Below are 14,642 nucleotides of genomic sequence, written 5' to 3'. Positions count from 1 at the left end.
GGGTGAGAATCCGGAGGGATGCCGATCTGCGGCGCCGTCCACCCGACGCGATCCGCACCCTGGCAGCGATCGCGGGGAACCCTGGCAGAACCCTGGCAATGCCCATCCGCCACAGTGCAGGGACGTCCGGGCTCCCGCGGATCGCACCCCGGCCCTCAGAGCGACGACGCGATCGCCGTGCGGATGAGTACCGCGTTCATCTGCCCGCGTTCGCGATCGTCGAGGTCGAGATTCGCCCAGCTGGCGTGACGCTCATCACCGACATGCTCGAGCACGGCGCGCACCCGCCGACGGTCGTTCGGAGACATCGTGTCGTATGCCAGGTCCGAGGCGTCGGCGATGCACGCGAGCAGAACGGCCGCGTCATCCAGGTGCCGACCGCGGTCACGCTGATCTACGAGATAGGCGGCCCCCTTGGCGACGAGTGCCCCCAGTTCGTCGGGAACACCGAGAACGACCGAACCGACGGCGTGGAAGTTGAGCGTGTAGGTGTCTCGACGGCGAATGGCCTGTTCGCCCGCAGTGCGCCAGGCGGGCAGGAAACCGTCGTCTCCCATGTCGACGACTACTGAGCGTCCAGCCATGCCGCCCTCAGATCGGCGATCGCACGGAGCCCTCCACTTCGTTCGCGGGTGTCGACGCTGGTGGCCAGATCCGCCGCGATGACCGCCCCGGGCATTGCGTCGCCGTCATAGGCGATGGGGAGAGTGTTCTCGTAGATCAGATCGTGGCCGCTCGTCGAAGCCGCCATGAAGTGAGCCTCGGCGTAGGCGGACACGTCGCCGCCACGCACGTAGCCGGATACCCGGCGGGTGTCATCCATCAGGCCCACGCCGAGGCGGCCGGCGACCGCAGCACCGGTCGCGATGAGGTCGCCCATCGCCTTGGGCGCGTTCGCCGCGCGGAATCGGTGAGGGCGCGTCCGCCCCGATACCGCGCGCGCCAGGTCCTCGACATCCGCATCACGAAGGCGTGCCCGAACGCGCGCCCTGGTGCGTGGCGCCAGCCACCCTGCCCGCAGCCCGGAGAGCTCCCAGAGCAGTCCCCACGCTGTTGCGCTGTCGAGCGTCCGCCCCTTTCCGCGCCGCGCAGCGGACTCGTACCGAAGAACCGAATTGAGATCAGCCAACCAGACTCCGGTCGACAGGCGTCGCCCTTCGATGTCCCCACGCGCGAGGAGGTCGACAGCGTGTCGCGGCGTGATCGCCAGGCGCGTGGCGAGCTCAGCCGTGGTGAGATCACTCATGACAGATAACCTCCCGAGTCAGAGATATTCTGGCACAAACAGCGGGTTGAGAAAATCGCCCGGTGTCGCGGGCCGCCTCTTCACGCTCCCGGCGAGCGCTCCGCGCGCTTCGTCGGACCGATCGGCCCGAGGTGCGTGTGCGACGCGTTCTGCAGCTCGTCGTCTGCGGATCGCATCAGTCGAGCAGCAGCGCCGGCTCTTCCAGAACGGATGCCACGTCCGCGATGAACCGCGAGATGCCGTCGCCATCGACCACGCGGTGGTCGAACGAGCCCGACACCGTGGTCACCCAGCGGGGGCGCACCTCGCCGTCGACGACCCACGGCTTCTGCCGGATGGCCCCCAGCGCGATGATGCCGGCCTCGCCGGGGTTGATGATCGGGGTGCCGGCATCCACTCCGAACACGCCGATGTTGGTGATGGTGAACGTGCCGCCGGTCTGGTCGGCCGGGCTCGTCTTGCCGTCGCGGGCGGTCAGGGTGAGGCTCTCGAGCGCCTTGGCGAGCTCGCGTGTGTTCATCGCCTGCGCGTCCTTGATGTTCGGCACCAGCAGGCCGCGCGGGGTCGCGGCGGCGATACCGAGGTTGACGTAGTGACGCATGCGGATCTGTGCGCCGTCGTCGCCGTCGACCCACGTCGCGTTGATCATCGGGGTGCGGCGCAAGGCCCAGATCACGGCGCGCGCCATGATGAGCAGCGGCGAGATCTTCACGTCGGCGAAGTCCGGCGACGCCTTGAGGCGCTTGACGAGTTCCATCGTCCGCGATGCGTCGACGTCGACCCACACCGAGACGTGCGGGGCCGAGTACGCGCTCGACGTCATCGCGTTGGCCGTGGCCTTTCGGACGCCGCGGACCGGAATCGACTCCTCGCGCGCGTCGTCGACCGGCGCGGGCGCGACGGGAGCGGCGACCGGGATCGTCTCCTCGCGCACGGTGCCCCACTCGGGCGTCTCGATGTTGCGGAAGACGCTCGCCTGCTCGGCGTGCTTCACGACGTCCTGCCGCGTGACCTCGCCGGCGGGTCCGCTCGGCGTCACGGCCGCGAGGTCGACGCCGAGGTCGCGCGCGAGCTTGCGGATCGGGGGCTTCGCGACGACCCCCACGGATGCCTTGACCGGACGCTCGGCGGGCTTCCGCCGCCGCGACGACACGGCGCCGCCGGTGCCGTAGCCGACGAGGACCGCTCCGCCGGGGTCGCTGGGCTCGGGAACCGTGGTCGGCTGCGCGGGCGCGGGGGGCGTGGCATCCGCCGATCCGATCGTGATGATCGGCGCACCGACCTCGACCGTCGCCCCCTCGGATGCCAGGAGCTCGCCGACCGTGCCAGCGAACGGCGACGGCAGCTCGACGAGCGACTTCGCCGTCTCGATCTCGACGATCACGTCGTTCACGGCGACGGTGTCGCCGGGGGCGACGCGCCACTGGACGATCTCGGCCTCGGTGAGTCCTTCACCGACGTCGGGGAGGACGAAAGTCTGCTCGGTCACGGTGTGTCCTTTGCTCGGGAGCCAGCATTGCACCGGCATCGCCGCAACGGAATGCGGGAGGGAAGGGTTCAGTAGGCCAGCGAGCGGTCGACGGCCTCGAGGATGCGGTCGGCGTCGGGGAGGTAGGTGCCCTCGAGCTTCGCGGGCGGGAACGGCACGTCGAAGCCCGACACGCGCAAGACCGGCGCCTCGAGCGCGAAGAACGCCCGCTCGGTGACGGTCGCGGCGATCTCGGAGCCGAGCGAGGTGAAGCCCGGGGCCTCCTGCGCGTAGACCATGCGGCCGGTGCGGCGCACCGAGTCCAGCAGCGGACCGTAGTCGACCGGCGACAGCGAGCGCAGGTCGACGACCTCGCAGCTCGTGCCCTCGCTCTCGGCGAGCGCCGCGGCCTGCAGCAGCGTCGTGACCATCGCGCCGTGGCCGACGAGCGTGACGTCGGTGCCGCGGCGGACGATCCGGCTCGCGTGGAGTGGCAGCGCGGGGGCGTCGGTGTCGACCTCGCCCTTCTGCCAGTACTTCGCCTTGGGCTCGAAGAAGATCACGGGGTCGGGCGAGTCGATCGCCTGCTGGATCATCCAGTACGCGTCGTTCGCCGTCGAGGGGCTCACGACCCGCAGGCCCGGCGTGTGCGTGAAGTACGCCTCGGGGCTCTCCTGGTGGTGCTCGATCGCGCCGATGTGCCCGCCGTACGGGATGCGGATGACGACGGGCATCTGCAGCGCACCCTCGTGCCGGTTCGTGAGCTTGGCGAGCTGCGACGTGATCTGGTCGAACGCGGGGAAGACGAACCCGTCGAACTGGATCTCGAGCACGGGACGGAAGCCGCCCATCGCGAGACCGATCGCGGTGCCGACGATGCCCGACTCCGCGAGCGGCGAGTCGATGACACGGCGGGGGCCGAAGTCCTTCTGCAGGCCCTCGGTGACGCGGAAGACGCCGCCGAGCGGACCGATGTCCTCGCCCATGAGCAGGACGCGGTCGTTCGTCTCGAGCGCGCGACGGAGGCCCGCGTTGAGGGCGCGGCTGATCGGGAGGTTCTCGGTCATTCCGCTCCCCCTTCCATCGCGGCCTCGTAGTCGTCGAGCCAGCGCTGCTCCTCGGCGATCAGCGCGTGGGCTTCGGCGTAGACGCTGTCGAACATGTGCGCCCGCGGGAGCCCGCCGAGCTCGTTCGTCCGCACGCGCACGTCGTCGGCGAGCGCCCGGCCCTCGGCATCCGCGTCGTCGAAGAACTGCTGCGACGCACCGCGCGCCTCGAGGAACGTGCGGAGGCGCGCGATCGGGTCACGGTGCGCCCACGCCTCCTCCTCGGCGGAGGTGCGGTACTTCGTCGGGTCGTCGCTGGTGGTGTGCGCGCCGCGGCGGTAGGTCATCGCCTCGATCGCGCGGGGGCCGCCGCCCGCGCGGGCCTCGTCGAGCGCGAGCTTCGACACCGCGTAGCTCGCGAGGACGTCGTTGCCGTCGACCTGGACACTCGGGATGCCATACCCCGCCGCCCGCTTGTAGAGCGGGGTGCGCGACTGAGTGGCGACCGGGACGGAGATGGCCCACTGGTTGTTCTGCAGGAAGAACACCTCGGGCGTCTGGAAGCTCGCGGCGAACACCATCGACTCGTGCACGTCGCCCTGGCTGGACGCACCGTCGCCGTAGTACACGATCACGGCCTCGTCGCGCTCGGGGTCTCCGGTGCCGCACTTTCCGTCGAACACGAGCCCCATGCCGAGGCCCGTGGCGTGCAGCGTCTGCGCGCCGAGCACCAGCGTGTAGATGTGGGTGTTGCCGTTCTTGGGGTCGGACGGGTCCCACCCGCCGTGCGTGAGCCCGCGCATGAGCCGGATGATGTCGATCGGGTCGACACCGCGGATGCGGGTGACCACGTGTTCGCGGTACGAGGGGAAGATGTGGTCCTGCGGCCGGGCGGCGCGGGCCGAGCCGACCTGCGCGGCCTCCTGCCCGAAGGACGGTGGCCACAGGGCGAGCTGCCCCTGGCGCTGCAGGTTGGTCGCTTGCACGTCGAAAGCGCGGATCGAGACCATGTCGCGGTAGAACGTCTCGAGTTCCGCGTCGGTGAGGGCCTCGATCAGGGGCAGATAGCGCTCGGCCTCAGGAGTGGGCGCGAGGGTGCCGTCGGCCGCCAGAACGCGCACGAGAGCCGGGTCGTCGAGCGGGGTCATGTACCCACGCTAACGGTCGCGTCATGCCCTGTACCGCATGAGGTGCACAACGGATGCCGCGTTTCGGCATGGGTTTCCGACAAGCGGCGGCGGCAGTCACTCGTCGCCGAGCGGCAGATAGCGCACGCTCACGACCCGGGCGGGCGTCGACCCGAGCGCCCGCAGGCCGAGCACGCGCCCGGTGAAGCCGCCGGCGACCTCGGTGGAGAGGTAGCGGCCGTCGAGGGCCGCGATCCACCGCTCGCCGTCCGCGTCGAGCAGGCCGAACCGCAGGTCGTCGGGGCCGTCGTGGGTGGCATCCACCGCCTCGACGAGGAGCGCCACAACGTCGCCGGTCGCGGGAGCGGAACCCACGGATGCCTCGAGCGGACCGATGCGCGCGCGCACCTCGGCCGCGCCGGCGTCGAGGGCGATCTCGTACCAGTGGCGATCGTCGAGCCGGACCCGCAGAGCCACGGCGGCGGAGGCATCCACACGCGCCTCGAACCGCCACCGCAGGTCGCGGACGCGGACGGCGAACTCATGCGAACCCAGGGCCAGGCCACCGGCAGGATGCGGTCCGGGCAGCGGCCCGTGGGGCGACACCCACCGCGGGTGCAGGTCCGCGGTCGCGAAGTCGTCGGTGAACGCCGTATCAGGGCGGGCGGGGAGAACGTCGTCGGTGTGCACCACGGGCCAGTCATCGACCCACGCGACGCGGGCGAGGAACGTCTCGCGTCCGACGACGTGGAACCCGGGCGTGAACCCGCGCGGCCGCACGCCGAGGTAGACCATCGCCCACTCCCCGTCGGGGCGCTCGACGAGATCGGCGTGCCCGGTGTTCTGCACGGGGAAGCCGGTGCTGCGGCGGCTGAACAGCGGGGAGGAAGGCGCGAGCTCGAACGGGCCGTCGATCGCCCACGAGCGCGCGACGCACACCGCGTGTCCGCGTTCCGTGCCGCCCTCGGCAGTGAGCAGGTACCACCACTCCCCGCGGCGGTAGAGGTGCGGCCCCTCGGGGTGCGCGAGGCCCGACCCGCGCCAGATCACCCGCGGCTCCTCGAGCCGGGTGCCACAGTCGAGGTCCACGCGCACCTGCGCGATCACGGGCAGCGTCCCTCCCTCGGGCCGCAGCGCCTCATCCAGCGCGCAGTACGTGAGGAAGCAGGTGCCGTCGTCGTCCCACGTGAGGTCGGGGTCGATGCCGCCGAGGCCCGGGAGCACGATCGGATCCGACCACGGCCCCGCGGGGTCGGTCGCCGTCACGACGAACTGCTCCCCACCGCGCTCGACGTCGGTGCCGACGACGAAGAACGTGCCGTCGCGGTGCCGGATCGTGGGCGCGTAGATCCCGCGGCTCGCCGCCGACGCCCCCGCGGCGAACTGGCTGTCGCGCGTCAGGACGTTGCCGAGCTGCGTCCACGTCCGCAGGTCGCGGCTGTGCCAGATCGGGATGCCGGGCGCGTACTCGAACGACGAGTTCACCAGGTAGTAGTCCTCGCCCACACGGCACACCGACGGGTCGGGGAAGAATCCCGGGATGACCGGGGTCGCGGCGGCATCCCGAGTCATCGTGGCCTCAGCGCGGGGCGACCGAGGCGGCGATCTCGACGATGCGGTCGAGCGACTCCTCCTCGCCGATCGAGATCCGGATGCCATCGCCCGCGAACGGGCGCACGATGAGGCCGGCCTCCTCGAACGCGGCGGCGACCTCGAGCGTCCGTTCGCCCGCGGGCAGCCACACGAAGTTGCCCTGGGCGTCGGGGACGTCCCACCCGGTCTCGCGCAGGCGCGTCACCAGAGCGTCACGCCGAGCGGCGAGGACCGCGACGCGGTGCAGCAGTTCGGACTCGGCATCCAGGCTCGCCAGCGCCGCCTCCTCGGCCGCCGCCGTGACGGACAGGGGGATCGCGGTGCTGCGCGCGGCGTCGAGCACCCGCGTGTGGCCGATCGCGTAGCCGACGCGCAGGCCCGCGAGGCCGTAGGCCTTCGAGAACGTCCGGAGCATGACGATGTTGGGGCGCGCGAGCAGCGCGCGGACGCGGTGGCCCTCGACGGCATCCGGGTCGGTCACGAACTCGGCGTACGCCTCGTCGAGCACGATGAGGACGTCGGCGGGCACGGCGTCGACGAAGGCCGTGAACTCGTCGAAGCCGACGGTGGGACCCGTGGGGTTGTTCGGGCTGCACACGATGATCAGGCGCGTGCGGTCGGTGACCGCGGCGGCCATCGCGGGGAGGTCGTGACGGGCGTCGGCCGTCAACGGCACCTGCACGCTCGTCGCCCCCGACACCGCCACGAGCGACGGGTACGCCTCGAAGGACCGCCACGCGTAGACGACCTCGTCACCCGGACCGGCCGTGGCCAGAAGCAGCTGCGCGAGCAGCGAGACGCTCCCGGCGCCGATGTGGATGTCATCCGCCGACACCCCGTAGCGGGCACCGAGGCGCTCGCGCAGCCGGGCGGCCGTGGCATCCGGGTATCGGTTGATCGCCGTCGACGCGCGGACCGCGTCGAGGACGCCGGGCAGCGGATCGAACGGGTTCTCGTTGCTCGACAGCTTGAACGCGTCCGGGCTGGCCTGACGCCCCTGGCGGTAGGCCGGCAGGGCGGCGATCTCGGGACGGATACGGGGGAGGACCGGCTCTTCGCTCACGGGACGAGCCTAACGAGGACACCCGTGCGCGTGTCGGACCCCCGTGCCACGATGGGGGCATGCGCTTCGTCGTCCGCGTGGCCGTCAATGCCTTCGCCATCTGGATCGTCACCCTGCTGCCGGCCCTGCAGGTGACGCTCATCCCGTTCGCCCCCGGCGAGTGGTTCCAGGTGCTGCTCACGCTGCTGCTGGTCGGGCTGATCTTCGCCCTGGTCAACACCATCGTCGGCACGATCGTGAAGATCGTCGCCATCCCGCTCTACATCCTCACGCTCGGGCTCATCTCGCTCGTCATCAACGGCTTCCTGCTGTGGCTCACGGCCGTGATCACGTCCAACTGGGACTGGGGCCTGCGCACCGGCGAGTTCTGGCTCACCGTCGTCGCGGCGCTCCTCATCGCGATCATCAACGCCGTGCTCGGCGGCATGCTGCGCCCTCGCCGGGACGAACGCTCACGCCGCTGATGCGCTCGCGGCTCGTCCCGGCCATGATGGAGGGATGACCGCGAGTGCCGACGCGCCCTTCCGCGTCGTCTTCGTCTGCAGCGGCAACATCTGCCGATCACCGATGGCCGACGTGGTCTTCCGTCGTATCGCCGTCGACGCGGGCCTGGGGTCGCGCGTCGTCTCGACCTCGGCGGGCACGGGCGACTGGCACGTCGGTGAGCGCGCCGACCACCGGACTCTCGCGGCCCTCGAGCGTCTCGGCTACGACGGCTCGACGCATCGTGCGCGACAGTTCACGTTCGCCGACTTCACGCACAACGACCTGGTGGTCGCACTCGACCGCAGCCACGAGCGTGTGCTGCGCGGGTGGGCGCGCGACGAGGACGACGCCGACAAGATCGCGCTGCTGCAGTCCTTCGTCCCGGATGCCGAGACCCTCGACGTCCCCGACCCCTACTACGCCGGCCCCCCGATGTTCGACGAGGTGCTCGGTATGATCGAACGCGCCAGCCGAGCCCTGTTCCGGCAGCTCGAGCCCGCCATTCGTTCCGCGGGCTGACCCTTTCGCGCGACCCCCGGGAGACCCGTGTCCGCTCTGCCCCCGCAGCCCCTCAGCCCGCTCGACGGACGCTACTTCGCCACCGTCTCGGAGATCGGCGACTACCTGTCGGAGGCGGGCCTGAACCGCGCCCGCGTCGAGGTCGAGGTCGAGTGGCTCCTGGCCCTCACCGACCGGTCGCTGTTCGGCACGTCGCCCGTCTCGGACGCGGACCGCGCCCGTCTCCGCGCCCTCTACGAGGAGTTCGGCGCCGACGAGATCGCCTGGCTCAAGGAGAAGGAGGCGGTCACCCGCCACGACGTCAAGGCCGTCGAGTACCTCGTGCGCGACCGTCTCGACAGCCTGGGGCTCACCGCCCTCGCCGAGCTCACGCACTTCGCGTGCACGAGCGAGGACATCAACTCCACCGCCTACGCCCTCACCGTGCAGCGCGCGGTGCAGCGCGTGTGGCTGCCGAAGCTCCGCGCCGTCACGGCCGCCCTCGCCGAACTCGCGGTCGAGCACCGGGATGCCGCGATGCTCTCGCGCACGCACGGCCAGCCCGCGACGCCCACCACGATGGGCAAGGAGATCGGCGTCTTCGCGTGGCGTCTGGAGCGCGTCATCCGTCAGCTGGATGCCGGGGAGTACCTCGCGAAGTTCTCGGGGGCGACCGGAACCTGGTCGGCGCACGTCGCCGCCGAGCCCGACGTCGACTGGCCCGCGCTAACGCGCGAGTTCATCGAGTCGCTGGGGCTCGGTTTCAACCCGGTCACGACGCAGATCGAGTCGCACGACTGGCAGGTCGAGCTGTACGACCGCGCGCGGCACGCGGGCGGCATCCTGCACAACCTCGCCACCGACATCTGGACGTACATCTCGCTCGGGTACTTCACGCAGATCCCCGTCGCGGGCGCGACCGGCTCGTCGACGATGCCGCACAAGATCAACCCGATCCGGTTCGAGAACGCCGAGGCGAACCTCGAGATCGCCGGCGGACTGTTCGCCACCCTGGCATCCACTCTCGTGACGAGCCGCCTGCAGCGCGACCTCACCGACTCCACGACGCAGCGCAACATCGGCGTCGCGTTCGGCCACTCGCTGCTCGCGCTCGACAACCTGCAGCGCGGCCTCACCGAGATCTCGCTCGCCGAGGACGTGCTGCTCGCCGACCTCGACGCGAACTGGGAGGTGCTGGCCGAGGCGATCCAGACCGTCGTGCGGGCCGAGATCGCCGCAGGTCGGTCGCAGATCACCGACCCGTACGCGCTGCTGAAGGACCTCACGCGCGGACGCCGGGTCGGCGCCGCGGAGCTCGCCGAGTTCGTCCGCGGCCTCGACATCGGGGATGCCGCGAAGGAACGCCTCCTCGCCCTGACTCCGGCCACGTACGCCGGGCTCGCGTCGCGGGTCGTCGACGCGCTGTAGGGCGCGATCAACGCGATTCGCCGCAGGAGACGCCGCGACGGGGCGTTTCACGGCGTCGATCGCGTTTCTCGCGAGGAGTGCGGGGCGACGCGCGGCGGGCGGCGGCGGGCGGGCACCGTAGCGCGCGGCGGGCGGGCGGGCTGCGTGCCGGGAGAATGGATGCCGTGCGCGCGATGATCATGGACGCCCTGGCCGAACCCCTCGAGGTCCGGGAGGTGCCCGCGCCGACGGCACCCGCGGGCGGAGTCGTCGTCGAGGTGCACGCGACCGGGCTGTGCAAGAGCGACTGGCACGCGTGGGTCGGTCATGACGACGTCGCGCTCCCCCACGTTCCCGGGCACGAGCTCGCGGGCGTCATCGCCGAGATGGGCGCGGGCGTCCACGACTGGAGCGTCGGCGACCGTGTGACGGTGCCCTTCGTCATGGGCTGCGGCGACTGCGAGTGGTGCCGCGGCGGCAACGCGCAGGTGTGCCCGCGCCAGGAGCAGCCCGGCTTCACGCAGTGGGGATCGTTCGCCGAGCGCGTCGTCGTGCGGGCGGCCGACACCAACCTCGTCGCGATTCCGGACGGGGTGTCCTTCGAGGCGGCGGCGGCCCTCGGATGCCGCTTCGCCACCGCCTATCGCGCCCTCACCGGCCGCGCGCGCGTGCGTGCCGGCGAGTGGGTCACGGTCGTGGGGGCCGGGGGCGTGGGGTTGAGCGCCGTGATGATCGGCGCCGCCCTGGGCGCCCGCGTGATCGCCGTCGACCGGACGCCCGCGGCGCTCGACGTGGCCCGACGTCTCGGCGCGGAGCACACGATCCTCGCCGACGGCGCCGATGTCCCGGCATCCGTCTCCGCCCTCACCGACGGCGGAAGCCACGTCTCGATCGACGCGGTCGGCAGCGCGCAGACGGCGCGCGACGCCGTGCTGAGCCTGCGCCGGCGCGGTCGGCACGTGCAGATCGGTCTGCTCCCCACCGACGACGGGATGACGCCGATGCCGATGGCGCGCGCGATCGCGTGGGAGCTCGATCTCCTCGGCAGCCACGGCATGGCGGCCGCGGACTACCCCGAGATGCTCGACCTCATCGCCCGCGGGGTGCTGCGCCCGCAGGACCTCGTCGAGCGGATCGTCGGGCTCGACGAAGCCGCCGAGATGCTGCCGCGCATGGATACCGCAGCTCCCGCGGGCATGACGATGATCGACCCGCGGCGCGCCTGACGAGGGCGGCCGGGCGGAGCCTCAGGCGCGAGGGGCCTCGGGGCCGTCCTGCGCCTCGGGAGCCGCGGGCGGTTCGTCCTCCTGCGGCACGAGCAGCGGTCGGTCGACCTGCTTCGTGACCTGGGCGGGATCGACGGCGAGCAGCAGCAGCGCGAGGCTCACGAGCACGACGATGAAGGTGACGCCGGCGACGATGAGGCCGATGATGAGCGCGCGCTGGACCTCGTCGGCGGGGAGGGTCTGGAAGACGCCCAGCGAGACCGCCGTCACACCGCCCGCGAAGACGGCGGCGATGAAGGCCAGCCCCAGCAGCTGAACGGGCTTCATGAGGTCGCGGCGAGTGGGCTTGTCGTTCATGATGCGGCCTCCTCGGCCGAGGCGGCCGGAACCGGTTCGGGGCGGCGGGGCGAGAACCCGGCGATCGCCAGATAGACCGCCACGATGGCGGCGTATCCGCCGAAGATCCCCACGGCGATGGTGATTCCGGTGAGCGTGAAGGTCCCGGCGCCCTCGATCGAGTAGTCGTACGAGAAGCCCGGGCTCGTCAGCAGGAACCCCACGGCGAGGATCAGCGTGAGCACGCCGATCGTGAGTCCATCTCGGGCGAGGGATGCCGAGCGCCCGGCGCGGCGATCGCGCACGGCGCCGATGATCTCCACGGCACCCGAGACCACCGCCCACACGATGACCAGGACGAAGAAGAACCCCGTCGTCCGCCAGGCGCCGATGCTCGCCGCGAGACCGGCGATCCCGGTGACGACCGCGAGGACCAGCGGCGTGGCGCGCTGCCCGCTCGGGTACACCAGCCACGCGGACAGGACGAACACCAGAGCGGTCGCGAGCGCGAAACCACTGAAGACGCTCGACCCGACGACCGCGGAGTGGTCCGACGAGAACGTGACCATGACCGCCGCGAGGGCGGCGAAGAGCGCGCGCGCCAGTTGGACGTGGCGCACGTCGAAGGAGCGCGCGGAGGGAGCAGTGGTCACGGAGGGTCCCGGAGAGGCGGAGTCGATGGCATCCAGTCTATTCCCCGGCGGCTGAGCACCCTCCGGGTGCACCGACGTCGAGATATCGCGGGCGGCGCCACCACGGCGATCCCGGCAGCGACGGCGCACATCCTCGGCGATCCGCACAACCTCATGGATCTGCGCAACTTCAGCGATCTGCGCAACTTCAGCCCGAAGGGCTGGATGCCGACTGAGGTTGTGCAGATCGCCTACCGGCGGCGACGCCGCACATCCTCAGCGATCCGCGCAACCTCGGCGATCCGCGCAACCTCAGCCCGGAACGCCGGCTGTCGACTGAGGTTGCGTGAATCACCGACCGACCGCAGACCGCGCGACCGCAGCCCGCGCAGCCTTAGCCCGCGGGGGTCGCGACGTCTTCCTTCTCGGCGAGGGTGCGCGCGACGGCCTCGGCGACACGGGCGTCCTCGGCCTCCTGTCGGCGGCGGCGGCGCGTGCGCAGCCAGCGCGGGCCGAACACGGCAACCAGCACGATGAGCAGCACCACGACGAGGATCGGCCACGGCACGGCCCAGCCCATCGCCGAGGCGGTCACAGTGTCGAGGTCGGTCGTCGAGCCCGAGGCATCCGTCACGGTCGGAATGGCGGTGACCGACGCCCACACCAGACCCGTCGCGGCCACCGCGGGCACGCGCACGTCGCGCTGCCACGACTCGCCGGGGAGCAGCACGGGAGCCGCCTCGCCGGGCGCGGCCTGGACCTCGCCCCAGCCGAGCGGGCCGGCGACGGCGTCGGTGTCGTCGGCCGAGAGCGAGACGTTGCCGGTGTTGTGCAGGCTGTAGTGCACCGTCGCGTCGCCGAAGAGGAGCGGCACCAGGCCGCCGTCCCAGTCGACGCTCACCCCGTCGAGCGACAGAGCCGGCGCGAGGTCGCCCCCGACCCGGATGCCGGTACGGATGCCGAGGCGACGGTCGACGTTGACGTTCGCGGTCTGATCGGCGACGGTGAGCGAGGTCACGACGCCGCCGGCGTAGTCGCCCGGAGTCGCGTCGGACGGGATGTCGACCGTGAAGGGGACCTCGACGGTCTGACCGGCGGGCACCGAGACGTGGTGCTGCGGGACGACGATCCACTTGCCGACGCCGACCGGCGCCTCGGCGGCGAGGCGGAGGTCGAGCTTCACGCCCGAGCGGGCGGCCGCGGCGGTCCGAGCCGGCGTAGCCTCCGTGCTGACGGGCCAGCGCGGCATCGTGCTCTGGATCGACTGACGCGCGAGTCGCCAGGATTTGTCGCCTCCCGGCCCGGGGAGGCGACGATCTTTGGCGACTCACGCGTGGGAACGCGGGAAACTGCGGGCCAACATTATGGACCGCGAGGGCGCCACTTGTCATCGGGCGGAGGGCAGGAACCTCGGTGGGTAACGTCGAGCGCACCGCGACGGGCGGATTCCCGTCCTCGCGGCCCGCACGAGCCGGGCACCCGAGCCCGGTCGTGGACGCGAGAGGACGGCCGGATGCGCGATACCCCAGCGCCCATGCCCTCGCTGGGCGACGTCTTCACACGGCGCTACCGACTGATCGAGAGGCTGCCGGAAGGCGGCGGCCGTCTCTTCCGCGCGCGGGACGAGATCCTCGCGCGCGACGTCGCTGTGAAGGTCTTCGAGGTGGACCCCGCGGCGGCCCCCGACTCGCGCCGCCGTCTTGCGGGAGCGCGGATGCTCACCGCGCTCGACCATCCCGCGCTGGTGACGATCTACGACGCGCACGTCGGCCACGGCGGGGAGGGCTACCTCGTGATGGAGTTCATCCACGGCCCGACCCTGCGGCGGCACCTCGAGCAGCGCGGACCCCTCGCTCCCGCGCTGGCCGCGGCCATCCTGCGGGACGTCGCGCTCGGACTCGCCGCCATCCACGACCTGGGGATCGTCCACCGTCACCTCACGGCCGAGAACGTCCTCCTCCGGCCCTTACGGAACGCGGGCCGCCCTTTTCGCGGCGTCCTCGCGGACTTCGGTGTGACGCACCTCCTCGGCGAGCGCCTCGCCGACACGCCGGTCGACGACCGCGAGTACCTCCCGCCCGAACGGCTCCGCGGGGAGGAGCCCCACGCCGCCTCGGACATCTACGCGCTCGGCCAGCTCGCCATGGAGGCGCTGACCGCGGAACGTCCCCTCGGCGGTGGGGCCGTGCAGGAAATCCTCCTCGCGCCCCTCGGCTACGACCCCGAGATCCCGACGCGGTTCGGCTACGGCTGGGAGCTCCTGCTCACCGCCATGACCGACCCGGATCCGGATGCCAGGCCCACCGCGGTCGATGTCGCCGAGCTCGCGATCGAGCTCGCCGAGGGGTCTGCGCCGACGCCCGAGGCCGGATCCGCGGAGGCCGACGACCCGGACGAGACCGCCGCCGGCGCGGAGCCCGTCGCCGCCCTCCGTGCGGTGCACCAGGCGCGCGAGACCGCCGCGCGGCGCCGCCGTCCCCCGATCTGGGCCTGGGTCACGCACTACCGCTGAGC

At 71.7% G+C, this 14,642-nt stretch carries 15 protein-coding genes; 5 read left to right on the top strand and 10 right to left on the bottom strand.

The annotated features are described in order from the left end of the window. Positions 1-155: 155 nt before the first annotated feature. From AVW09_RS16180 to AVW09_RS16150, 7 genes are all read right to left on the bottom strand, one after another. Positions 156-584: a hypothetical protein gene (locus AVW09_RS16180; RefSeq protein ID WP_156496146.1), complete on the bottom strand. Its 429-nt coding sequence runs from the start codon at positions 582-584 to the stop codon at positions 156-158. Continuing rightward, on the bottom strand, positions 566-1,246 hold the full coding sequence (locus tag AVW09_RS17800) for a hypothetical protein (protein WP_156496145.1): 681 nt from the start codon (positions 1,244-1,246) through the stop codon (positions 566-568). Before AVW09_RS17800 ends, AVW09_RS16180 begins: the two co-directional genes overlap by 19 nt. A 175-nt stretch (positions 1,247-1,421) precedes the next feature. Next, positions 1,422-2,735: a dihydrolipoamide acetyltransferase family protein gene (locus AVW09_RS16170; RefSeq protein ID WP_063259025.1), complete on the bottom strand. Its 1,314-nt coding sequence runs from the start codon at positions 2,733-2,735 to the stop codon at positions 1,422-1,424. 68 nt (positions 2,736-2,803) lie between these two features. Beyond that, positions 2,804-3,781, bottom strand: a complete 978-nt coding sequence (locus AVW09_RS16165; RefSeq protein WP_063259024.1) for an alpha-ketoacid dehydrogenase subunit beta — start codon at positions 3,779-3,781, stop codon at positions 2,804-2,806. Next, positions 3,778-4,908: a thiamine pyrophosphate-dependent enzyme gene (locus AVW09_RS16160; protein ID WP_063259023.1), complete on the bottom strand. Its 1,131-nt coding sequence runs from the start codon at positions 4,906-4,908 to the stop codon at positions 3,778-3,780. Before AVW09_RS16160 ends, AVW09_RS16165 begins: the two co-directional genes overlap by 4 nt. A gap of 96 nt (positions 4,909-5,004) precedes the next feature. Continuing rightward, positions 5,005-6,459: a glycoside hydrolase family 43 protein gene (locus AVW09_RS16155; protein WP_063259022.1), complete on the bottom strand. Its 1,455-nt coding sequence runs from the start codon at positions 6,457-6,459 to the stop codon at positions 5,005-5,007. Between the two features lie 7 nt (positions 6,460-6,466). After that, the gene (locus tag AVW09_RS16150; protein ID WP_063259021.1) at positions 6,467-7,543 is read right to left on the bottom strand and encodes a histidinol-phosphate transaminase; all 1,077 of its coding nucleotides are present in this window, start codon (positions 7,541-7,543) and stop codon (positions 6,467-6,469) included. Positions 7,544-7,602: 59 nt separating this feature from the next. On the opposite strand from AVW09_RS16150, the gene AVW09_RS16145 reads away from it, so the two are divergent. From AVW09_RS16145 to AVW09_RS16130, 4 genes are all read left to right on the top strand, one after another. Then, positions 7,603-8,007 (top strand): phage holin family protein, encoded by a 405-nt coding sequence (locus AVW09_RS16145; protein ID WP_063259020.1) that lies wholly within the window; start codon positions 7,603-7,605, stop codon positions 8,005-8,007. Positions 8,008-8,041: 34 nt separating this feature from the next. After that, positions 8,042-8,548: a low molecular weight protein-tyrosine-phosphatase gene (locus tag AVW09_RS16140; RefSeq protein ID WP_063259019.1), complete on the top strand. Its 507-nt coding sequence runs from the start codon at positions 8,042-8,044 to the stop codon at positions 8,546-8,548. Between the two features lie 27 nt (positions 8,549-8,575). Next, positions 8,576-9,955 (top strand): adenylosuccinate lyase, encoded by a 1,380-nt coding sequence (gene purB, locus AVW09_RS16135; RefSeq protein WP_063259018.1) that lies wholly within the window; start codon positions 8,576-8,578, stop codon positions 9,953-9,955. 164 nt (positions 9,956-10,119) lie between these two features. Then, complete coding sequence (locus tag AVW09_RS16130; protein WP_063259136.1) at positions 10,120-11,160, top strand: zinc-dependent alcohol dehydrogenase family protein; 1,041 nt, start codon at positions 10,120-10,122, stop codon at positions 11,158-11,160. A gap of 21 nt (positions 11,161-11,181) precedes the next feature. Here AVW09_RS16130 and AVW09_RS16125 read toward each other — a convergent pair whose 3' ends face one another. From AVW09_RS16125 to AVW09_RS16115, 3 genes are all read right to left on the bottom strand, one after another. Beyond that, positions 11,182-11,517, bottom strand: coding sequence for a hypothetical protein (locus tag AVW09_RS16125; protein WP_063259017.1), 336 nt, complete (start codon positions 11,515-11,517; stop codon positions 11,182-11,184). Continuing rightward, entirely contained in the window at positions 11,514-12,149 is a 636-nt protein-coding gene (locus AVW09_RS16120; protein WP_082823044.1) for an acyl-CoA synthetase, read from the bottom strand. The genes AVW09_RS16125 and AVW09_RS16120 overlap by 4 nt, the downstream gene beginning before the upstream one ends. Before the next feature lie 373 nt (positions 12,150-12,522). Next, positions 12,523-13,377: a hypothetical protein gene (locus tag AVW09_RS16115; RefSeq protein ID WP_063259016.1), complete on the bottom strand. Its 855-nt coding sequence runs from the start codon at positions 13,375-13,377 to the stop codon at positions 12,523-12,525. Between the two features lie 285 nt (positions 13,378-13,662). Here AVW09_RS16115 and AVW09_RS16110 point away from each other — a divergent pair, with 285 nt between their 5' ends. Beyond that, complete coding sequence (locus AVW09_RS16110; protein WP_063259015.1) at positions 13,663-14,640, top strand: serine/threonine-protein kinase; 978 nt, start codon at positions 13,663-13,665, stop codon at positions 14,638-14,640. The last annotated feature ends 2 nt before the right edge of the window (positions 14,641-14,642 follow it).

Source organism: Microbacterium sp. T32 (assembly GCF_001619615.1).
GTDB lineage: Bacteria > Actinomycetota > Actinomycetes > Actinomycetales > Microbacteriaceae > Microbacterium.
Note: the sequence above shows the minus strand (reverse complement) of the source record. Positions and strands in the feature narration are given on the sequence as shown.